This is a genomic window from Serratia quinivorans, assembly GCF_052113645.1.
Taxonomy (GTDB): domain Bacteria; phylum Pseudomonadota; class Gammaproteobacteria; order Enterobacterales; family Enterobacteriaceae; genus Serratia; species Serratia quinivorans_B.
This window is the reverse complement of the sequence record NZ_JBIEIU010000001.1, coordinates 676867-695904: the sequence shown is the minus strand read 5'-3', so window position 1 is coordinate 695904 and position 19038 is coordinate 676867. Positions and strand designations below refer to the sequence as shown.

The window sequence follows — 19038 nt, the reverse complement described above, 5'->3', positions numbered from 1 at the left end:
CTGATATTCAAGCATAAAAAAAGCGCCTATAGGGAGGCGCATAAAAAATTACAACACAGCTTGTTGTGTCCAGCACCAGGAGGAGTGGTGAACAGGAAACCATTGTATGAAGTGGGCGCTGTCGCAGATATAGGGATAACTCTTAAAGCGCAGTTACCACTGATAACCCATGTTCACGCTGTAGTCAGGATCCTGATTGGTGGAGTAGGGATCAGACTGGCGACGACGATCGGTTTTTTTCACTGGGCTGTTAAGCGCCGAATACGGCTTGGTGCGCGGTTGGCTACAACCGGGGTGATCGCATTCCAGATCCACGCGAAAACCGGTTTTCTCTTCTGATTCTGACCAGACCACAGGCGCCTTGGCGGTTTTTTCCACGGGGCCAGGTGCGGTTTTAGGTGCGGGCGCGGGTTTAATGCTGGGCTCCGGCGCCTTGTACGACAGGTCCAGCGCCAGGACTGGGGCGCTCAACAAGCATAATGTGGTGCAGCACAGTGCTGCCAGCGTATGTCCTCTAAGCATGGTTAATCTCCCTTTATAGTTACGCTGCGCAACTATAAAACAGTCAGACGAGAATTACTATCATTTGTGGCCACTGACGGAGCGGTGCTGAGTTGGCGGCATGAAGGTTCAGGTCTAGTATATGAGCAACTTCCCGTTATAAGACATTGGACTATGACTCCTGACACTGCGGCGCTCAGTTGGCGCCGGCGCAGCTACCGACTGCTGTTCGACAACCATTCGCGCATGGGGCGCAGGATGGAAACCTTTTGGGTCAGCGCCGCGCTGCTCAGCGTGATTTTGCTGTTCCTCGAACCCGGGGGCAGCGCCTTATATTCCCCCGACCGACAGGCGATTTATCTTTTCTTTTGGGCCGAGGTGATTTTTACCGGCATTTTCACTGTCGAGTACCTGCTGCGTTTGTGGAGTACGCCGCGTGAGCAACACTATGCCCTGAGTTTTTTCGGCATGGTCGATTTGCTGACGGTACTGCCGCTGTACATCATCTGGCTGTTCCCGCATATGACGGTAGAGTTCGTGATGCTGCTGCGTGTCCTGAGGATACTGCGGGTGTTCCGGGTGCTGAAACTGCTGCGCTACATGAGCGAGATGGGCATGATTTGGCGCAGCATCAAGCTGGCGCGCCACAAACTGGCGATGTTTTTTGGCTTTGTCGCCGTGGTGTTGTGCGTCTTTGGCGGGCTGATGTATGCGATTGAAGGCGGCAGCGGCGGGTTTACCAGTCTGGCAGCCTCTATCTATTGGGCGGTAGTGACACTGACCACCGTGGGGTACGGTGATATCGTCCCCCATACTCCGTTAGGGCGATTACTGACCTCAGTGTTAATCCTGGTGGGGTATTCGATCATCGCGGTACCGACCGGCATTCTGACGGCCTACATGTCGCAGGAGCTGCAACGCAATCGTGAAAGGCGAAATTGTGAGCAATGTCAACGAGGTGGCCACGAGACCGAGGCAATATTTTGCAAATATTGCGGGAGCCGATTGCCTCCGTTGCCGGGCAAATACAGCCAAAAATGATTAAAAATCCATCAATCTGGGTTAAATCCTGTGCGTTTAGCCCCGTTTCCACAGAGGGGCTAACAAAAAGAGTTGCTATTAAAGCTCCATCATGAGTTAATGCTTCTCGGCCTGTGGTACAGACCTATTTATGCACGACATTTTGAGTAAAGTAGTTCAAATTTAAAGCGTTATCCTAGATAGCTCTTCACTGACGAATTTCCTTTCTAGTGCCTCCATAAGTAACTGATGACCGGCTATATCTTGCCCATGGTGGCTTACATTTAATATTGAAGGAATTAGACATGTCTAACATGATCAAAGGTCAAGTGAAGTGGTTCAACGAGTCTAAAGGTTTTGGTTTCATCACTCCAGCAGACGGCAGCAAAGACGTGTTCGTACACTTCTCTGCTATCCAGGATCAAGGCTTCAAGACCCTGGCTGAAGGCCAGAACGTACAGTTCTCTATCGAGAACGGTGCTAAAGGTCCGTCAGCGGCTAACGTTACCGCTATCTAATCGGCTCTTCTGCTGATTAATAAAAACCCGCCAAGGCGGGTTTTTTTGTGCCTGTCATTTACCGCAGGCAAAAAAAAGCCCGCAAGTCTGCGGGCAAAAGTTCCTTGTTACTTCTTCATTTGCTGATACTTCTCTGGGGGGAAGTACCAGGAAACAGACTAACCGTTGCGCGCTTAAGATTCTGCGGACAAAACGTTAAGAAAGCGAAAAGCCGGCGGCGGAGTGGGCTGCTACGCTTTAGGGAGAGGCCGTGCAAGTTAGCGACGGATGCACTGTCGGCGGTATTTTTCTCACCTCATTTTGTAATACACTGACATCAATGATAAAGGATGGGGTAAGGCATGAAAGTTAACGATCTGGTTACCGTAAAAACGGATGGCAAACAGCGGCGTGAAGGGGTGATCCTGGCGGTAGAAGAGTTTAATGAAGGGATTATGTATCTGGTCTCATTGCCGGACTATCCTGCCGGTGTCTGGTTCTTCAACGAGATTGACAGCCGGGACGGCACCTTCGTTGAACTTCGACAGGCGGTACCCAGGTAATAGCCTGGCCGACACCCATACCTCTCTGGCGCATTAATTTAATTGGTAAAACTTCCGTTGGGTAATTATCCCGGAGGGGTAGAAATGCTCTGTTTTTTTATACGGGAATACCCGCCGCGGCCGAGAGTATCGTCGCGAGCAGGTATTTAGGTTATTTAAATGCGTGATATCCAGAACGACAGTCTGAACGACATTTAAAACCAACATTTGGCAGAGTAAACGACAGGCCTTTTACCTAGCGGCTATTGACAAATATTCCACTGGTCAGCGTGTCGGTTAAACGAACAACATGGTAAATAATCTGCTTGTTGTGCGTTTTGATTTTTCGTTTGATATTTCCCTTGTGGGAAGAGACGGTTTTAGCCTTAATTTGCATCTGGTCGGAGATCTGGATAGTTCCCTGACCCGACATCCACATGCGCAGCATGTTTGACTCAGTTTGGCTCAGCGTAACGGGCGTCTGGTCAAGTGAAGTTTTTTCCGCGCGGGGGACTTTTCTTTCCAGATAGTGACTAAGTAGTTGATTCATAGTCTCTGGTTTGATGGATTTTGACGAGATGATGACATTTTTACGAACATATAAATAATCGTCAAAATGTACGTTGGTGATGGCCATAAAGATGAAGAATAAGGTGTCAGGGTGCAGTGAAATCACCCCTTTTATACGTTCCGTCGCGTTCGCTTCGTGTATAAAGCAGTCTTCATTTATAAACACCAGGCTGGGCTTCAACTTACTGCATTTCTCATGCAGATCGTCGATATCGCTGATGGCATTAATCTGGCGTTTTTTTACTCCGTGTGTTGTCAGGTAGTCTGTCAAACCTAATCTGGTATAGCTGCATGAATCCATAATGATCGTTGGCATATCGCACCCCCACTTAAATCCGTTTTACCGCGGTAACAAAAAGAAAAAGCCTGAAGCCTAAAAGGCAAAAAAAAGGAACAAAAAATTCACGTAGAAGCAGTGTTCTATCAATAAACACGGCTGCACTCAACGATATTTTATTACTAAACTAATTAACACTGTGAATCTATAAGTTTAGCTTAAGTCAGAATAATCTGCTGGCGCAGGGATTGCTGTGAGGTAACGCCAATTTGTGCTTGAACCGCGTGCCTGCTGGTCTTTTTATCATTGAATCAAGCCATAATGTCACGAAACGAAATTTTAGGTTGTTAGGAAAAATCTTAAAAAAAATTCATGTGTCGTTTTTTTAACATTTTTTAGCTTATTTATTCATCAGTAAGAAGAGTGTTGAATGAGTGTGATTTTATTTTTAATAATATTATCATAAAGTTATAAGTTATTCTTTTGTTTTTGATAATGATAATTCTTTCATTCCTTATCACTTGTGATAACCAATAATCACATTGAGTTAACATTGTGGCGAGGTTTTGTTAAGAAAATTGGCGGTATAACAACGGGTTGACGTGACCATTCGTGCTATTTCAACAAATGTGAAAAATGTCAGCGAGTGATTAATTGGTTTTTCTGAAGTATTTCCGCTAGGTCAATAAACTGTCAATTATTAATCGTTGGTAAAGGTTTACGCCCGCCCGATCCCGGTTGCCATAATAGAGCGTCCCACTCAGGGAACGCTCTCGATTTTTGCCGTTCAGCCTGGATCTGGCAGACAGTGGCGCATCGATTCCAGTGCCAGATGAATATCGCTCTCTTGCGTCATCCAATTGACCAGCGCAGCGCGGATCCCCGGTTGCCCGTTATAATGGGTGGGGGTGCAACGCACGGCGCCGTGTCGATCGAGACGAGCGATAAAACGATCGCGCGCTGCAACGGCATCTCCTTCAATATTTTTGAGCGCAAAGCACACCACGTTTAAATTGACCGGTGCCATCAGATGGAAGCCTTCGCTGGCCGTCAGCTCTGCGCCCAGCAATTGCGCCAGTTGGACATTTCGTTCCACCATGTCCTGCATGCCGCTGCGGCCATAGGCTTTCAGCGCCATCCACAACGGCAGCGCGCGGAACCGTCGCGAGTTTTCGGGCGTCAGATGCAGATAGTTGTCCGGCCGCAGCGTTGGCGCTTCCAGATAGGCCGAGTGGTTTTGGAAAACCTGCATCTGCAACGCCAGATGACGGCTGAATTGAATTGCGCTGTCATAAGGCACATTCAACCATTTATGCGCATCGACGGTGATGGAGTCTGCCTGCTGCCAGCCGGCTAAACGTGGCGCATAGCGCGGCGAGCAGGCCGCTACGCCGCCGAAGGCCGCATCGACATGCAACCAGAACGGGTAGCGCTCACGCAGCACCAGCAGCTGTTGCAGGTCGTCGAAAGTCACGGTATTCACCGTTCCGGCGCTGGCCAGGACCAGGGTGGGGACACCGACACTGGCGGCCAGATGCCGTTCCAGCGCCGCAGGGTCGATAGCCTCCGAGTTCGGCAGGCTGTCGATAATTTTCAGGGCATCACGGCCAATCCCCAGCATGCTGAGCGCTTTGATGCTGCTGGCGTGCGCATTGGCCGACAGCACCTGCAGAGGGCCCAGCGCCGCCAGTCCCTGTTCGGCGACGTCAATGCCGCGTTGCTGCCCGAGCCACTGCCGTCCGATGGCGATACCGACAAAGTTGGCCATGGTCGCCCCACTGACGAAACTGCCGTTGAATGCCTCCGGCAGACCCAGCAAGGTTTTGAGCTGCGCCACCGTCGCCAGTTCGATCGCGGCGGCCACGGTATCCTGGCTTAACTGACTGTTTTGGTCGGTAGCGCTAACCAGCCAGTCCGCTGCCAGTGCGGCCGGGGTGGCGCCACCGGTGACAAAGCCAAAGTAACGCGGCCCAGCGCTGGCGGAGAGGCCGGCGGCATAGCGCTGCCAGAAGTCGTCCAGCGCCGCGATCGCGCCATGGCCACTCTCGGCCAACTGGTCGTCACCCGCCTGCAGTTGCTGTGCGCTCAGGGGAGGGCAAACCGGGCGTTGTTTCACCCCGGCAAGAAAGTCCTCGGCCAACTGACGGGTGTGATCGAGTATCTGCGGATACTGCTCAAGATCCTGTTGTAAACGTGGGTGCATCGGTAACTCCGGAGGTGAAGGGGCAAGAGTGACACCCTAGACCATTTGCTTTCGCGCGAAAATCGATGAAAAATGCCCTTTTTGGATAGCAGGACTAACCGATGCTCAACGAACGCCTTCCCTTGCACCTCCTGCCGACCTTTGTGATTGCCGCCCGGCTGGAGAACCTGCGAGCTACGGCTCAGCAGGTACATCTTACCCATGGTGCGGTCAGCCAACAGATCCAGCAGCTTGAACAGGCGATCGGCTGTCCGTTGTTTCAACGGCAGGGGCGAGGGCTGCGTCTGAACGCTGCCGGGCGGGAACTGTTGGCGGTGGCCGAACCGGCGCTGGAAGCGTTGCAACTGGGGATCAGCCGGGTCAGACGCGTTGCGCAAAGCCAGGCCCTGCGCATCAGCGTGTTGCCTTCTTTCGCGCATTACTGGTTAATGCCGCGTTTGCCGTCTTTTCACGCGGCCTGCGCCGATATTGCGCTGGATATCGAGGCGTCGCTGGCGGTGCAGGATCTGGCGCGCAAAGGGTTCGATGCGGCCATTCGTCTCGGTAATGGCCAATGGGCGGATATGCAGGCGCAACGCATCGCCTCGGGAGAGGTGGTGCCGGTCGCGACTCCGGCACTGGCACATCAATGGCAGGCGGCCTTCGATAGCGGAACTTCAGGTATGCCATTGCTGGAACATGATGTTACGCCATGGCGCAGTTGGTTTTTGGCACATCAGCAAGGGGAGTCTGGCAGGCCCCTGGCATCGTTCAATGACGCAGGATTATTGATCCGCGCGGCGGAACAGGGGTTTGGCATCGCGCTGGTGAAAAAGCTGCTGGTGAGTGATGCGCTGGCTGAGGGGCGACTGGTGGCGCTGGCCTCGGCGAGGCATCTGGATCAGGTGGATTTTTATCTGGTTTGGCCGCAGAGCGCCGGGTTGACGCCGGCGGTTGAAGCGTTATTACACTGGTTGCAGCGTCAATTGGCTTGAAATCAGCGCCGTAACCATTCCGGCGGTGAACTGCCGAGCGTGGTGGCGGGAAAAGCCCAAAGTAACTCGGTGCCGTTTAGCCGTAATGCCGGATTAAGGCGTTGCGCCGGGCCCCAGTGAGTCAGTTCGGTTTCCGGGTTTTCATCAGCGGGGACCGGCGGGGCCGGCGGTACCGACTGATGTTGTGGCGGATAGGGGTGATCAACCAGCCACTGCGCAGTCCGCGCCAGTGACAACCGGGCGCTGTAGCCGGTGCCGTTGTGTAGACGTTGACGCAGGCCGTGCAACACCGCCGTTGCCATCAGGTAGCCGGTGGCGTGATCCAATGCCTGTACCGGTAATGGCACCGGCTGGGCCGCATTTTTCCACTTCATGCCGGCATCTGCCAGGCCGCAGCTCATCTGCACCAGGCTGTCGAACCCCCGGCGTCCCCGCCATGGGCCGCTCCAGCCGTAGGCATTCAGACAAACGTCGATCACTCCCGGTGACAGCGCCCGTCGTTGCTCCGCGCCATATCCCAGTATTTCCAACGCCCCGGCACGGTAACCGTGCACGATAACATCGGCATTTTTCAGCAGAAGCTCAAAGGTGTGGCGATCGTGGGCATTCGTCAGGTTCAGCCGCGCACAGCGTTTGCCGAGGATCACTTCATGCTCGACGCCGGGTTCCTCCCAGCCGTAGGGATCGAGACGTAATACGTCCGCGCCCAAGCCGGCGAGAAAGCGGGTGGCTACCGGCCCGGCGATAATTCGGGTCAAATCCAGCACCCGTACGCTGTGCAGTGGTCTGGCACAGGGTAACGCCCAGACCGGCGGCGGAGCTTCCTGATGTTGTGCCTGATGGATCAGCGGTTCCAGTGCAACGCTTTTGCCTTGAATATGCTGCCGCCACGCGTCGACAGAGCGCATTTGCGCCGCGCAGCCACCGGCGTCGATCACCGCTTGCTCCAGTTCACCTTTTTTCCACGTCAGCACTTTTTGTGCCAGCCCATTTTTATCCTGATGCGGGCCGAGTACTTGTTCCACCGCCTTACGATGATGCGGCGCATTGGTATGCAGACGTATCCAGCCATCGGCGGTGGCGTAGTCACCCGCCAGCGCGTCCCAGGCCGCAGGCAATGACCATCCCAGTGGCCGCAGCGTCCAGCCGAACCACAACGACGCCAATCGACGATCGACAAACACCGGCGGCAGACTGCCATGCCGTTGTTGCAGCAGCCCGGCGCAGGCCAGCCCGGCGGCGGCCCAACTGGCGGTCGCCAATTCAGTGACCGGAAATGCACTGCTCAGTGCGCCTTCACCGCTGACGGTCAACGAGCCTGTCGGCAGGGCGTCGTGGCCAAGACTTTGCCCGATCTCTGCGAGCAGCGTTTGAGTAAGGGTATCCATCATCAACTCCAGGGTGGCCGGACGGGGGAACTGAACCTAGCGTAGTTCACCCCGACCGGAGTTGCTACGGTGCGATATCTAGAACGCGGCCGTCCGCCAGTTTGGCATGCAGACTCTGGGCGGGAAAACCGGCAAGCAGGGCGAGGCTGATGGAAAGGCGAAGCATATTCATCGAATGTCTGTCCTTAAGGATGATTGTCCTGTGAGGCTTAAGCTTATCGGGAATTATCGGATGGCCCAATGCCAATAAGTTATAATCGCGGCACGGGTCAAATATTGGGGATATTAAGTTTAGTTTCTGTTTAATAAATTCGCCTTTACATCGTCACCCTGCGTCACTATACTCAGCCAAAATTTCAAAGAGGAAACACAATTGGACAGTTTTAGTTGCAGTGATATAAATAAGGCAAGCTGACCAATCCTCTTCTGATTTGTTGCTTGCCGAAAACGGCGGGCAGCACCCCTCTCCGGTTATTCCGAGCTGTGCAAACCCGAATCTGACTGTTGTTCCTGAGGCCAAATGGCATCAGGCGAATTGATTTGGATATTATTATGGTAATTTTCAACCACAGCCTATTCCCTCCAGGCACTTACGCGCTCAATCGCTGATTTATTATCGGCGCGATTTCGCGTGTGCTAAACAGCACATGATTTTATCTCCTGCAGTTATTTAAGGGGAAAGTCATGGCTATGACTCCTTTTGTTTTAAATTTATTACTGGCGATGAGCCTGGGTGCCGTTATTGGCGCTGAACGGCAGTGGCGCCAACGTATGGCCGGCCTGCGCACCAATGCATTGGTGGCCACCGGGGCGGCGGTATTTATCCTCAGTTCCATGTCCACCGATCCTTCCAGCGCCGGGCGGGTTGCCGCGCAGATTGTCTCCGGCATCGGCTTTTTGGGCGCCGGGGTGATCATGCGTGAAGGCCTGAATATCCGCGGCCTGAATACCGCTGCCACCTTGTGGTGCTCCGCCGCAATCGGCGTGCTGTGCGGCCTGGGGCAGTATTGGAACGCGATGCTGGCGACGCTGGTGATCTTGTGCGCCAATATTCTGCTGCGCGAGGCGGCGCAACGCATCAATCTGCAACCCCAACAGCAGGCGACCGATCTGGAGGTGTGCTACCGCATTCAGGTCACCTGCGGCGAGCAGGACGAAATCCTGGTACGTACCCTGATATTACAGGCGCTCAACGGCGTGGCATTGAGATTGCAATCATTGCGTAGTGCCGATATTGCCATTCCCGGTCAGCTGGAAGTGTGTGCGGAAATAACCGCGAACCCTTCGGTGCAAAAAGAGATTGAGGGCATTGTCTGCCGCGTCAGCCTGGAAAAAAGCGTCAGTGCGGTACGTTGGCGTATTGCATCTGAATTGCCTGTCTAATAATTAATTAATATTTCACTGCACTCAGTGATAAGGAGGCGTCATGGACGGTGACCCCACAAACTTAATTATTCAGCGTACATGGCACGGCGATAAGTCGCGTTAATTACGCTGGTTAAATAAATTCCATTCTGCGCTTATTCACCTGTTAATCGGGCGGGGTAACCCTGTGCGTAGAGTAAAATAAGAGAATTGCATTATGACCTATATTAATGAAACCGGACGTCGCCGGGATAAAAAATCGGTGCCTTACGCCATCGCCCAAGAGGCAAAAAATAGCGTTGATCAGACGCTGGCAAATTTAAAATGCAACCGTAATGGATTAACCCAGGACGATGTTGACGAACGCCTGACGCAGTTTGGCATTAATCAGGTTGCCCATGAGAAGGCACCCCATGCGTTGGTGCAGCTGTTCAGCGCCTTTAATAACCCGTTTATCTATGTACTGATGGTGCTGGCTGCGATCAGTTTCTTTACCGATTACTGGCTGCCTGTCCGGCGCGGTGAAGAAACCGATCTCACCGGTGTGATCATCATTCTGGTGATGGTCTCACTCAGCGGACTGCTGCGTTTCTGGCAGGAATATCGCACCAACAAAGCGGCGGAAACGCTGAAATCGATGGTGCGCACCACCGCAACGGTCATGCGCCGCAGCAGTTACAGCGCGCATCCATTGACGTTGGAAGTGCCGATCCGCGAACTGGTACCGGGCGACATTATCCAGCTTTCCGCCGGGGATATGGTGCCGGCGGACGTACGCCTGCTGGCCTCGCGCGATCTGTTCATCAGCCAGGCCATTCTGACCGGCGAGGCGATCCCGATTGAGAAATACGATGTTTTGGGTAACGTCAGCCAAAAATCAAGCGAGGATGAAGTCTCCGACGAACATGCGCTGCTGGAGCTGTCGAACATCTGTTTGATGGGCACCAACGTCGCCAGTGGTACTGCCACGGCGGTGGTGGTGGCCACCGGGGGGCGCACCTATTTCGGCTCGCTGGCGAAGTCGATTGTCGGCTCCCGCTCGCAAACCGCGTTTGATCGTGGGGTGAACAGCGTCAGTTGGCTGCTGATCCGCTTTATGCTGGTGATGGTGCCGATCGTGTTGCTGATCAACGGTTTCACCAAAGGCGACTGGAGCGAAGCGGCGCTGTTTGCCCTGGCGGTGGCGGTCGGGCTGACGCCGGAAATGCTGCCGATGATTGTCAGTTCCAACCTGGCGAAGGGCGCTATTGCCATGTCACGGCGTAAAGTGGTGGTCAAGCGCTTGAATGCCATTCAGAACTTTGGCGCGATGGACGTGCTCTGCACCGACAAAACCGGCACCCTGACTCAGGATCGCATCATCCTTGAGCATCATCTGGATGCCGGCGGCAGCAAAGATAATGAAGTGTTGCACCTGGCCTGGTTGAACAGCTTCCACCAGAGCGGGATGAAAAACCTGATGGATCAGGCGGTGATCCGTTTTGGCCGTGGTAAACCGGGCATTGAGGCGCTGGGGCGTTTCAGCAAGGTTGATGAGTTGCCGTTCGATTTTGTGCGCCGCCGTTTGTCGATCGTGGTGGCGGATGACAATGGCCAACAGCGCCTGATCTGCAAAGGAGCGGTGGAGGAAATGCTGGAAATCGCTACCCATGTGCGCGAAGGGCAGCAGGTTTTGCCGTTGGACCCCGCGCGGCGTGAGGCATTGCAGGCGCTGGCGGCACAGTATAACGAGGAGGGATTCCGCGTGTTGGTGCTGGCGACGCGGGAGCTGGGCGAGCAGAAAAAGGCTTTGCCGCTGAGCGTGGCCGATGAGCGCGATATGGTGATCCAGGGGGTTTTGACCTTCCTGGATCCCCCGAAGGAGAGCGCGCAGGAAGCGATTGCCGCACTGCAGGAAAACGGCGTGGCGGTGAAAGTGTTGACCGGTGATAACCCGGTGATCACCTGCAAAATTTGCCGCGATGTCGGGTTGGAGCCGGGTGAGCCGCTGTCCGGGCCGCAAATTGAACAGATGGACGACACCACGCTGGCGCAAGAAGTGGAACAGCGCACGGTGTTTACCAAACTGACGCCGCTGCAGAAGTCGCGGGTGCTGAAAATGCTGCAGGCGAATGGCCATACCGTCGGTTTCCTCGGCGATGGCATTAACGATGCGCCGGCGCTGCGCGATGCCGACGTGGGCATCTCGGTGGATACCGGCACGGACATCGCCAAGGAGTCGGCGGACATCATTTTGCTGGAAAAAAACCTGATGGTGCTGGAAGAGGGGGTGATCAAGGGGCGCGAAACCTTCGGCAATATCATCAAGTATCTGAACATGACCGCCAGTTCCAACTTCGGCAACGTGTTTTCGGTGCTGGTGGCCAGCGCATTTATTCCGTTCCTGCCGATGCTGGCGATCCACTTGCTGATCCAGAACCTGATGTACGATATCTCCCAGTTGTCGCTGCCGTGGGACAAAATGGACAAAGAGTTCCTGCGTAAGCCGCGCAAATGGGATGCGAAAAACATTGGTCGTTTTATGCTGTGGATTGGGCCAACGTCGTCAATCTTCGATATCACCACTTATGCGCTGATGTGGTTCGTGTTCGCCGCCAACAGTGTGGAACACCAGGCATTGTTCCAGTCCGGTTGGTTCATTGAAGGGTTGCTGTCACAAACGCTGGTGGTGCATATGCTGCGCACCCAGAAGATCCCGTTTATTCAGAGTACCGCCGCGCTGCCGGTGCTGTTGACCACGGCATTGGTGATGGGCTTGGGTATCTATCTGCCGTTCTCGCCGCTGGGCGCTCTGGTCGGGTTGCAACCGCTGCCGTGGGAATACTTCCCGTGGTTGGCCGGCACCTTGGTCAGCTACTGCGTGGTGGCGCAACTGATGAAGCGTTTCTATATTCGCCGCTTCGGTGAGTGGTTGTAATCAGGGCAGGCTGTAGGGGCGAATATCCTGCGCCCCTACAGCAGTCTTTTCACCAGCAGGCCGAGCATGATGGTCAGCGTAAAAGAAAACAGCGTGCCGAGCAGCACATACTCGGTACGCATTTTGTCGTCACTCTGCCGCAAATCGCCAAAGCGAAAAATCGACTTGGCCGCCAGCAAAAAACCGACCGCCGGGATCTGGCCAATCAGCACAAAGGTCAGGATCAGCGTTCTTTCCAGATAACCAATTTGTTTGCCCGCGCGTAACAGCGAGTCGTTATCGGTTTTGGCCGACGGCGGCATCTGCGGTGCCCAGTGGGCCAACAACTGGCCGATCAGCACGCCCATAGGCATATAAATCAATAGATAAGCCGCTGCGATCAACCCGGCTTGCCAACCGATGATGGCGGAGGCCAGCGCGGCGAGCAGGCCGTGGGTATTGGGTGTCAAAGACAGCCACAGCAGGACAATCACCGCCAGATGCAGGCATTGGTCGAGCAGAAAACCGCTTGCCAGGCTGATGCGCGTCAACAAGGTGACTTTCAACAGGTCAATCAGCCAGTGGCTGATGGCGATCACCAACAGGGTCGTCAGCACCTGGGCGGAGGACAGCCCGCCATGCAGCAGCGCAAAACCTGCCACGGCCCAAGCGGCCAGCACGCCGTGCAGTAAGGCATGCAGCACCAGAAAACGGGAGCGCGCGCGATGACGAGCTTTATCCTCGACCCAACTGCGCGGCTGCAATGGGAAGTCGGCAAGCAAGTGGACGACCAGCAACCAGGTCAACAGCGGCGCGTAGCTCAAATCCATATTCAGGTGATCCTGTTAATCGCGTGAATAAATCGCATGATTTCCTCGTAGGCCGCGCGTTTCAGCGTGGCAGAAACGGTGGAGGCGGCCTTTTGCAGCTTTTCCGCCACCTCCTGATTGGTGGCGGCAAAGATGCGTGCCTGGACTATCCGCGCTTCGGTTTGCGAAAGGCGGCTAACCACATGATCTAACATTGGCAAGAGATCGCTGACAATGGCATTTGTCCGGTCATTATCATTTTTCAGAGCCAGTCGGCAATTTTTCATCAGGCCATCCAGTGCCTGACCCGAATTCACAAAGGCGCTGCCATAGCCGGTGGCTTCCTCCTGGCTGCTGCCCAGGCCGACGGCGATGCGGGCGTCCCACTGTCGGGAGTCCATCGCTTTGAGCGCAATGCGGATATACACCGCCAGCAACAAGCCGGATTGGGGGGCGGCCAGCGCCTGAAAAGCATCGCCGCGGAAAATCTCGAACCTTTGAATAAGCTTAGTCTGTTGCAGTTGGCTAAGCAGGGCATTTAAGCCGCTAATGTAGCTAGTGGTGTCTAACTGCCGGGAATTGACCAGATCGCCGGTGATCACGCTGACTTGTGCTGGCATCTCTTTTTCTGCTCTGAAGCGGGAGTTATCTGCAAATTTCGCATCTAAACACGAATATGTCAATTATTCGTATCTGGATGCGAATATAGCCATTATTCGTATCCTAAGGCGAAATTAACCCCGCAGCTTGATGCGGTCATGGATCAGCTTAACCAGGGGTTTTTCCATTCGGGCCAGATAGACGCCCAGCAGGATCAAACCTACGCCGAGGATTTGTGCGCCGGCTGAGCCGCTGCCGTCACGCAGGCGGTCGATAATAACCCCCGCCAGCATCTGGCCGCTGATGATCAACAGTGCGGCGAGCAGGGTGCCGAGACGCGGCAGGACATAGCTGTTCAACGCGACAAAAAGCGCACCGATGATCCCGCCAAGGTAGGCGCTCCACGGGGCTTGGCCAAAGGGAGCGCCAGTGAATCCAGCGGTTGCCGCCAGCAGCAGGCTGAGGAACAAAAAGCCGACGATATGGTTGCAAAGCGAGGCATGAAAAGCGCCGCGATCCACTGCCAGACGGCCATTGACCGCGCGGCTGATACCGATACAAACACCGTTGAGCAGCGCCAGAAAGACCAGGGTTAGCATGGGGGTTACCTCAGGAAGATGAGCAGGGCGCAGCCGGACAGGATCAGCAGCGTGGCGATGATGTCGTTGAGACTCAGGCGGCGTTTAATCGAACCAAACCAGCCGCAGCTGTCGGATAACATGCCGAACAAAACCTGGCCGGTGAGCATCAGCGCCAGGCTGCCGGAAAGCGCCAGTGGGCTGTTGACCGTGATGGCGGCCAGCACCACCGTCAGGGCACCGGGAAAACCGCCCAAATAGGCCCAGCGGGGAATGCCGGCCGGTGAGGGAGTGCGGCGAGGAGAACGGGGGTTCAGCAGGAGCAGGAGCAGCAGCAGCCAGGCGGTGATTGCGCCAATACCGTGAGCCACCCAAGATGCCAGCAGCGGGGAGTTATAGCCGGCCAGCGTGCTATTGATGGCAATCATCAGGGCCAATAAGGCACCGGCGGCCAGCGCCAGCAGGGGATCGGAAAAACGTTCGCGCATTCTGGTTCCAGCTTCAAGAGTCGATTGGCGAATAGCCTATATTGTTTTTGTTTGCAGCATAATCCACTAGAATGGAAACTCATTGTTGAGGAATAGTTGACGATAAATGCAGGATAACTTTGCAGCGATCCCGGTGTTTGTGGCGGTGGTGGAATGCGAAAGCTTTTCAGCGGCTGCCCGGCGGTTGGGCATCACCAAATCGGCGGTAAGCAAACGCATTAGCCAGCTGGAACGCTCGCTTGGCGTGCAGTTGTTGCAGCGTACCACCCGCAGTTTGAGCCTGACCGAGGCCGGTGAGCAGTATTTTGGCTATGCCCGCAATGCCTGCTCCGTGGCACAAGAGGGAGAGGATGCGGTCACCCGTTTGCAGGGGCAGCCGCAGGGTAGCCTGCGGATCAGCGTGCCCATGGTGTTCGGCCGTTTGCATGTCGCCCCCCTGATCCCCCACTTCCTGGCGGCTTACCCGCAAGTGGAGATCAATATGATGATGGACGACCAACTGGTGGATCTGGTTGAGGGAGGGTATGACCTGGCGATCCGCATTGGTCAACTCGCCGACTCGAGCCTGATAGCCCGACGTATTGCCCCCTGTAACAGCGTATTGTGCGCCGCACCGTCCTACCTGGCACGCCGTGGTACGCCGACGGAGCTGGACCAATTGGCACAGCATAACTGCCTGTTTTACAGCTATTTCCGTGGCGGAAGCGAGTGGCAGTTTGACGGGCCGGCAGGGGCGGTACGTTTCCAGCCCAGGGGGAATTACCAGGTGAATAACAGTGAGGCATTGCGTGAAGCGCTGCTCGCCGGTCTGGGTATTTGCCAGATGCCGACCTTTATCGTCGGGGAGGATATCGCACAGGGCCGGTTACTTGAGCTGATGCCGACCTACCGACTGCCGGAGCACGCCATTTATGCCGTGTATCCACAGCGCAAATATTTGCCGGCTAAGGTCCTGGCCTTTGTCGATTTTCTGCTGGCGCACCTGGGAGGCGAACAACCCTATTGGGATATTGCGCAACGGCGATAAACACCGTCGCCATTCGGCCGGGAATACACGTGCCTGTTGGTACGCCACCGGCGAAGGGGAGGTATAGCGATTAGGAAGTGGGTTTCAGAAGCTTTTCACCAGCATTTCGCGTGGTTGTTCGCTGCCATGCTTCAACAGGTAGTCGAACGATTTCTCGCTGCTTTTCAGCTGCTGCAGAAACTCCTGCGGTGACAAGTCATGCTTTTTGCCGCTCATATAAGCCAGCGCCAGTTCTTTTGCCTGATAACGTGAGAAGTTGTACATACGTGCCCTCGAAAAGTGGATTTCACGCTAGAGATTGTAACGAAAGAGCACATAATGAACAGTCGCTTTGGCGTATGGAATCAATAGCTGAAACTTAACTCACCGGTTGCAGCAGCTCATCGCACAGCCGTGCTATGACCTGCTTTTGTGGCAGACCGTTATTCAGCATTCGGCGAATTTTGTCGGAATCGTTCACCCCCTGCCTGACATAGTGCTCAACCTTATCCAGTAAACCGTGCGTATGCCGATCGTGGGCGTCAGCGCGTAACGCAGCGAGCGTGGTCAGCATATGTGCGGTCAGACTGCTGCGGCGCAATGTGGCCGGATCAACGTAGTCGGCGGCAAATCCGCTGCGGTAGGCGTTGATTTTGTTGTAGTTGGTGAAGGCGTAATACTCCGGCGTAATCTCGGTGCGGCGCGCCAGCAAAAAAGCCGCCAGCAGACGACAGTAGCCGACCAGCAGTGCGGCGTGAGAGATGTGCAGCGGCGTGTCGCAAATGCGAAGCTCCACCGTCCCCAGTTCCGGCTTGGGCCGGGCGTCCCAATAAATATCCTTGATGCTGTCGATCACCCCGGCGGCGATCAGCCGTTCATAATAGTCGTTGAACTGATCCCAGCTATAAATTTGCTCCAGACAGCCATAGTTGGGGAAGGAATTTTGCGCACTGAAGCGCGAGCTGGCGAACAACGTATCCACCCCCTGATAGAGCGGGGAAGAGGCGCTGAGGGCGATAAAATGCGGGAAATAGGGCGTTAGCGCGTGGCACAGATACATCGCCTCGTCGCCGTCGTTGACCCCGATATGAATATGCTGACCAAACACGCAGGCCAGTTTGGACAGGTAGCCGAAGCGGCTGGCCAACTGTTGGTAACGTTGGGCGTCGGAGATAACCTGTTTTCGCCAGTCATTGCTCAGGTGGCGGCCACCGCCGCAAATGTCGCAGCCGAAACTTTGCGCGCTGCGGCGGATACGGGTTGTCAGCTCCCGCAATTCGTCGTGCAAGGGGTCAATATCGCTGTGCACCGAGCTGTTCAGTTCCACCATCGATTTGGTCAGCTCATGCTTGATACGCTTTTTATCGTCCAGATCCGTCACCACCCGATCGGCCTTATCGGTGAGATCGTAGCTCTCGATATCAACCAGCTGCAGTTCAATTTCGGTGCCGATGGAGAGCCTTTGCGAGCGTTTGAATGCTAGTGGCATGGTTCATCTCCCTAAAAAAACAGCATTGCGATAATTATAATCCTTCATGTGGCTTTTGCCGTGCGGGGGTTTTATATTCACTAATTCAGATATGTTTTTGACATTTCCAACCAGCGGCTTATGATGACGGCTCGGGTAAAAGGAGGATCGTATGACATCACTGACACCGCTGATACTGTTTAAAAATCTGTCGGAGGAGACGCGCCTCACGCTGGTGCTTTTACTGCGCCAGGCAGGTGAGCTGTGCGTGTGCGAGTTGGTCGGTGCATTGGACGAGTCGCAACCCAAAATCTCACGCCACCTTGCGATGCTGCGTGAAAGTGGCCTGCTGATCGACCGCCGTGAAGGCAAATGGATTTACTACCGTTTGTCGCCGCATATGCCGGCCTGGGCGGCGGCGATTATCGAACAGGCTTACCTTAGCCGACAACAGCAGGTGAACGAACTGGCGCAGCGTGCGGTAGGGGTTATCTGTCGATAGCGATAAAAAATTTAAACTTATATATTCGAAATATCATATATATCTTTTATGAGTGACCAAGGAGTCGTGATGGTGCTGGCTGGGGCAATATTTATTCTGACGATCATGTTGGTGATCTGGCAGCCGAAGGGGTTGGGCATTGGCTGGAGCGCCTCCCTGGGGGCGGCGTTGGCGCTGCTGACCGGAGTGGTGCACATCGGCGATATTCCGCTGGTCTGGCAGATAGTCTGGAATGCCACCGCCACCTTTATCGCGGTGATCATTATCAGCCTGCTGTTGGATGAGTCCGGCTTTTTTGAATGGGCGGCGCTGCACGTTGCGCGTTGGGGCAAGGGAAAAGGGCGTTGGTTGTTCACCTATATTGTGCTGTTGGGGGCTGCCGTGGCGGCGTTGTTCGCCAATGACGGTGCGGCCCTGATCCTGACGCCAATAGTGATTGCCATGCTGCTGGCGCTGGGGTTCAGCCCCGGGGCCACCTTGGCTTTCGTGATGGCGGCCGGGTTTATCGCCGATACGGCCAGCCTGCCGTTGGTGGTGTCTAATCTGGTGAATATCGTTTCTGCGGATTTCTTCCAACTGGGGTTCACGCAGTATGCGGCGGTCATGGTGCCGGTGAACATGGCTGCCATCGTCGCCACGCTGGTGATGCTGCACCTGTTCTTCCGCAAGGATATTCCACGCAGCTATGACCTGACATTGTTGCGTCCACCGCGAGAGGCCATTCGCGACTTGCCGACTTTTAAGGCCGGCTGGGGCGTACTGGTGTTGCTGCTGGTGGGGTTCTTTGGGCTGGAGCCGCTGGGCGTACCGGTTAGCCTGGTTGCCGCCGTTGGCGCGCTGATCTTGCTGGCGGTGGCGAAAAGGGGCAAGGCCATCGACACCGGTAAAGTGCTGCGGGGCGCGCCCTGGCAGATCGTGGTGTTCTCACTGGGCATGTACCTGGTGGTCTACGGTCTGCGCAATGCGGGACTCACCGATATGCTGGCCGTGGTGCTCGACGCCCTGGCCGAGCGGGGATTATGGGCCGCTACGCTGGGGACCGGTTTCCTGAGCGCATTTTTATCCTCAGTCATGAACAACATGCCGACGGTGTTGGTGGGGGCGCTGTCGATTGACGGCAGCAATGCGGAAGGCGTGATCAAACAGGCGATGATTTACGCCAATATCATCGGCAGCGATCTGGGGCCGAAAATTACGCCGATCGGCAGTCTGGCCACGCTGCTGTGGCTACACGTGCTGTCAAAGAAAAGCATCGTCATCAGTTGGGGATACTATTTCCGTGTGGGCATCGTAATGACCCTACCGGTGCTGTTGGTTGCGCTGGCCGCTCTGGCCCTGCGTTTGTCGCTTTAGT

General features: G+C 55.0%; 19 protein-coding genes. 9 read left to right on the top strand and 10 right to left on the bottom strand.

What is annotated here, in order from left to right; translation table 11 throughout:
* Positions 1 to 153: 153 nt before the first annotated feature.
* Positions 154 to 522 (bottom strand): hypothetical protein, encoded by a 369-nt coding sequence (locus ACGS9J_RS03185; protein WP_442229622.1) that lies wholly within the window; start codon positions 520 to 522, stop codon positions 154 to 156.
* 153 nt (positions 523 to 675) lie between these two features.
* Here ACGS9J_RS03185 and ACGS9J_RS03180 point away from each other — a divergent pair, with 153 nt between their 5' ends.
* The 3 genes from ACGS9J_RS03180 (at position 676) to dsrB (ending at position 2581) form a co-directional block, all read left to right on the top strand.
* Positions 676 to 1542: an ion transporter gene (locus ACGS9J_RS03180; RefSeq protein WP_442229621.1), complete on the top strand. Its 867-nt coding sequence runs from the start codon at positions 676 to 678 to the stop codon at positions 1540 to 1542.
* 284 nt (positions 1543 to 1826) lie between these two features.
* Positions 1827 to 2039: a transcription antiterminator/RNA stability regulator CspE gene (gene cspE, locus ACGS9J_RS03175; protein ID WP_004946278.1), complete on the top strand. Its 213-nt coding sequence runs from the start codon at positions 1827 to 1829 to the stop codon at positions 2037 to 2039.
* Between the two features lie 341 nt (positions 2040 to 2380).
* The gene (gene dsrB / locus ACGS9J_RS03170; RefSeq protein WP_442229620.1) at positions 2381 to 2581 is read left to right on the top strand and encodes a protein DsrB; all 201 of its coding nucleotides are present in this window, start codon (positions 2381 to 2383) and stop codon (positions 2579 to 2581) included.
* A gap of 235 nt (positions 2582 to 2816) precedes the next feature.
* On the opposite strand, the gene rcsA is transcribed toward dsrB, so the two are convergent.
* Together rcsA and ACGS9J_RS03160 are read right to left on the bottom strand one after the other, a co-directional pair.
* Complete coding sequence (gene rcsA, locus ACGS9J_RS03165) at positions 2817 to 3446, bottom strand: transcriptional regulator RcsA (RefSeq protein WP_442229619.1); 630 nt, start codon at positions 3444 to 3446, stop codon at positions 2817 to 2819.
* A gap of 748 nt (positions 3447 to 4194) precedes the next feature.
* Positions 4195 to 5610 (bottom strand): pyridoxal phosphate-dependent decarboxylase family protein, encoded by a 1416-nt coding sequence (locus ACGS9J_RS03160; RefSeq protein ID WP_442229618.1) that lies wholly within the window; start codon positions 5608 to 5610, stop codon positions 4195 to 4197.
* Positions 5611 to 5711: 101 nt separating this feature from the next.
* On the opposite strand from ACGS9J_RS03160, the gene ACGS9J_RS03155 reads away from it, so the two are divergent.
* Positions 5712 to 6584 carry a LysR substrate-binding domain-containing protein gene (locus ACGS9J_RS03155; protein ID WP_442229617.1) on the top strand — a complete coding sequence of 291 codons (873 nt, stop codon included), beginning with the start codon at positions 5712 to 5714 and terminating at the stop codon, positions 6582 to 6584.
* Positions 6585 to 6586: 2 nt separating this feature from the next.
* On the opposite strand, the gene ACGS9J_RS03150 is transcribed toward ACGS9J_RS03155, so the two are convergent.
* A complete protein-coding gene (locus ACGS9J_RS03150) occupies positions 6587 to 7972 on the bottom strand; it encodes a CoA transferase (RefSeq protein ID WP_442229968.1) in 1386 nt (461 codons plus the stop codon).
* 684 nt (positions 7973 to 8656) lie between these two features.
* Between ACGS9J_RS03150 and ACGS9J_RS03145 the strand changes: the two genes are divergently transcribed.
* Together ACGS9J_RS03145 and mgtA are read left to right on the top strand one after the other, a co-directional pair.
* Positions 8657 to 9355: an MgtC family protein gene (locus ACGS9J_RS03145; RefSeq protein ID WP_442229616.1), complete on the top strand. Its 699-nt coding sequence runs from the start codon at positions 8657 to 8659 to the stop codon at positions 9353 to 9355.
* A gap of 199 nt (positions 9356 to 9554) precedes the next feature.
* A complete protein-coding gene (gene mgtA, locus ACGS9J_RS03140; RefSeq protein ID WP_442229615.1) occupies positions 9555 to 12254 on the top strand; it encodes a magnesium-translocating P-type ATPase in 2700 nt (899 codons plus the stop codon).
* Positions 12255 to 12289: 35 nt separating this feature from the next.
* Here mgtA and ACGS9J_RS03135 read toward each other — a convergent pair whose 3' ends face one another.
* The 4 genes from ACGS9J_RS03135 to ACGS9J_RS03120 all read right to left on the bottom strand — a co-directional run bounded on the left by ACGS9J_RS03135 (position 12290) and on the right by ACGS9J_RS03120 (position 14708).
* Positions 12290 to 13063 carry a DUF3307 domain-containing protein gene (locus ACGS9J_RS03135; protein WP_442229614.1) on the bottom strand — a complete coding sequence of 258 codons (774 nt, stop codon included), beginning with the start codon at positions 13061 to 13063 and terminating at the stop codon, positions 12290 to 12292.
* 2 nt (positions 13064 to 13065) lie between these two features.
* Positions 13066 to 13662 (bottom strand): SatD family protein, encoded by a 597-nt coding sequence (locus tag ACGS9J_RS03130; RefSeq protein ID WP_442229613.1) that lies wholly within the window; start codon positions 13660 to 13662, stop codon positions 13066 to 13068.
* A gap of 114 nt (positions 13663 to 13776) precedes the next feature.
* A complete protein-coding gene (locus tag ACGS9J_RS03125) occupies positions 13777 to 14241 on the bottom strand; it encodes a DMT family transporter (protein ID WP_442229612.1) in 465 nt (154 codons plus the stop codon).
* Between the two features lie 5 nt (positions 14242 to 14246).
* Positions 14247 to 14708 carry a DMT family transporter gene (locus ACGS9J_RS03120; RefSeq protein ID WP_442229611.1) on the bottom strand — a complete coding sequence of 154 codons (462 nt, stop codon included), beginning with the start codon at positions 14706 to 14708 and terminating at the stop codon, positions 14247 to 14249.
* Between the two features lie 106 nt (positions 14709 to 14814).
* Here ACGS9J_RS03120 and ACGS9J_RS03115 point away from each other — a divergent pair, with 106 nt between their 5' ends.
* Positions 14815 to 15735 (top strand): LysR family transcriptional regulator, encoded by a 921-nt coding sequence (locus ACGS9J_RS03115; RefSeq protein ID WP_442229610.1) that lies wholly within the window; start codon positions 14815 to 14817, stop codon positions 15733 to 15735.
* Positions 15736 to 15819: 84 nt separating this feature from the next.
* Here the strand turns inward: ACGS9J_RS03115 and ACGS9J_RS03110 are convergent, their stop codons facing one another.
* On the bottom strand, positions 15820 to 15999 hold the full coding sequence (locus ACGS9J_RS03110) for a hypothetical protein (RefSeq protein ID WP_442229609.1): 180 nt from the start codon (positions 15997 to 15999) through the stop codon (positions 15820 to 15822).
* A 94-nt stretch (positions 16000 to 16093) separates the two neighbouring features.
* Positions 16094 to 17203, bottom strand: coding sequence for a YbdK family carboxylate-amine ligase (locus tag ACGS9J_RS03105; RefSeq protein WP_442229608.1), 1110 nt, complete (start codon positions 17201 to 17203; stop codon positions 16094 to 16096).
* A 151-nt stretch (positions 17204 to 17354) separates the two neighbouring features.
* On the opposite strand from ACGS9J_RS03105, the gene ACGS9J_RS03100 reads away from it, so the two are divergent.
* Together ACGS9J_RS03100 and ACGS9J_RS03095 are read left to right on the top strand one after the other, a co-directional pair.
* Entirely contained in the window at positions 17355 to 17684 is a 330-nt protein-coding gene (locus ACGS9J_RS03100) for a metalloregulator ArsR/SmtB family transcription factor (RefSeq protein WP_442229607.1), read from the top strand.
* 69 nt (positions 17685 to 17753) lie between these two features.
* Positions 17754 to 19037, top strand: a complete 1284-nt coding sequence (locus tag ACGS9J_RS03095) for an arsenic transporter (protein ID WP_442229967.1) — start codon at positions 17754 to 17756, stop codon at positions 19035 to 19037.
* Position 19038 lies beyond the last annotated feature (1 nt).

Bases quoted from the DNA above. Each gene is read 5' to 3' on its own strand.
- ACGS9J_RS03125 (WP_442229612.1), bottom strand. From the start codon at position 14,241: ATGCTAACCCTGGTCTTTCTGGCGCTGCTCAACGGTGTTTGTATCGGT.
- cspE (WP_004946278.1), top strand. From the start codon at position 1,827: ATGTCTAACATGATCAAAGGTCAAGTGAAGTGGTTCAACGAGTCTAAA.
- ACGS9J_RS03145 (WP_442229616.1), top strand. From the start codon at position 8,657: ATGGCTATGACTCCTTTTGTTTTAAATTTATTACTGGCGATGAGCCTG.
- ACGS9J_RS03100 (WP_442229607.1), top strand. From the start codon at position 17,355: ATGACATCACTGACACCGCTGATACTGTTTAAAAATCTGTCGGAGGAG.
- ACGS9J_RS03180 (WP_442229621.1), top strand. From the start codon at position 676: ATGACTCCTGACACTGCGGCGCTCAGTTGGCGCCGGCGCAGCTACCGA.
- mgtA (WP_442229615.1), top strand. From the start codon at position 9,555: ATGACCTATATTAATGAAACCGGACGTCGCCGGGATAAAAAATCGGTG.
- ACGS9J_RS03155 (WP_442229617.1), top strand. From the start codon at position 5,712: ATGCTCAACGAACGCCTTCCCTTGCACCTCCTGCCGACCTTTGTGATT.
- ACGS9J_RS03185 (WP_442229622.1), bottom strand. From the start codon at position 522: ATGCTTAGAGGACATACGCTGGCAGCACTGTGCTGCACCACATTATGC.
- ACGS9J_RS03095 (WP_442229967.1), top strand. From the start codon at position 17,754: ATGGTGCTGGCTGGGGCAATATTTATTCTGACGATCATGTTGGTGATC.
- rcsA (WP_442229619.1), bottom strand. From the start codon at position 3,446: ATGCCAACGATCATTATGGATTCATGCAGCTATACCAGATTAGGTTTG.
- ACGS9J_RS03105 (WP_442229608.1), bottom strand. From the start codon at position 17,203: ATGCCACTAGCATTCAAACGCTCGCAAAGGCTCTCCATCGGCACCGAA.
- dsrB (WP_442229620.1), top strand. From the start codon at position 2,381: ATGAAAGTTAACGATCTGGTTACCGTAAAAACGGATGGCAAACAGCGG.
- ACGS9J_RS03110 (WP_442229609.1), bottom strand. From the start codon at position 15,999: ATGTACAACTTCTCACGTTATCAGGCAAAAGAACTGGCGCTGGCTTAT.
- ACGS9J_RS03115 (WP_442229610.1), top strand. From the start codon at position 14,815: ATGCAGGATAACTTTGCAGCGATCCCGGTGTTTGTGGCGGTGGTGGAA.
- ACGS9J_RS03130 (WP_442229613.1), bottom strand. From the start codon at position 13,662: ATGCCAGCACAAGTCAGCGTGATCACCGGCGATCTGGTCAATTCCCGG.
- ACGS9J_RS03150 (WP_442229968.1), bottom strand. From the start codon at position 7,972: ATGGATACCCTTACTCAAACGCTGCTCGCAGAGATCGGGCAAAGTCTT.
- ACGS9J_RS03120 (WP_442229611.1), bottom strand. From the start codon at position 14,708: ATGCGCGAACGTTTTTCCGATCCCCTGCTGGCGCTGGCCGCCGGTGCC.
- ACGS9J_RS03135 (WP_442229614.1), bottom strand. From the start codon at position 13,063: ATGGATTTGAGCTACGCGCCGCTGTTGACCTGGTTGCTGGTCGTCCAC.
- ACGS9J_RS03160 (WP_442229618.1), bottom strand. From the start codon at position 5,610: ATGCACCCACGTTTACAACAGGATCTTGAGCAGTATCCGCAGATACTC.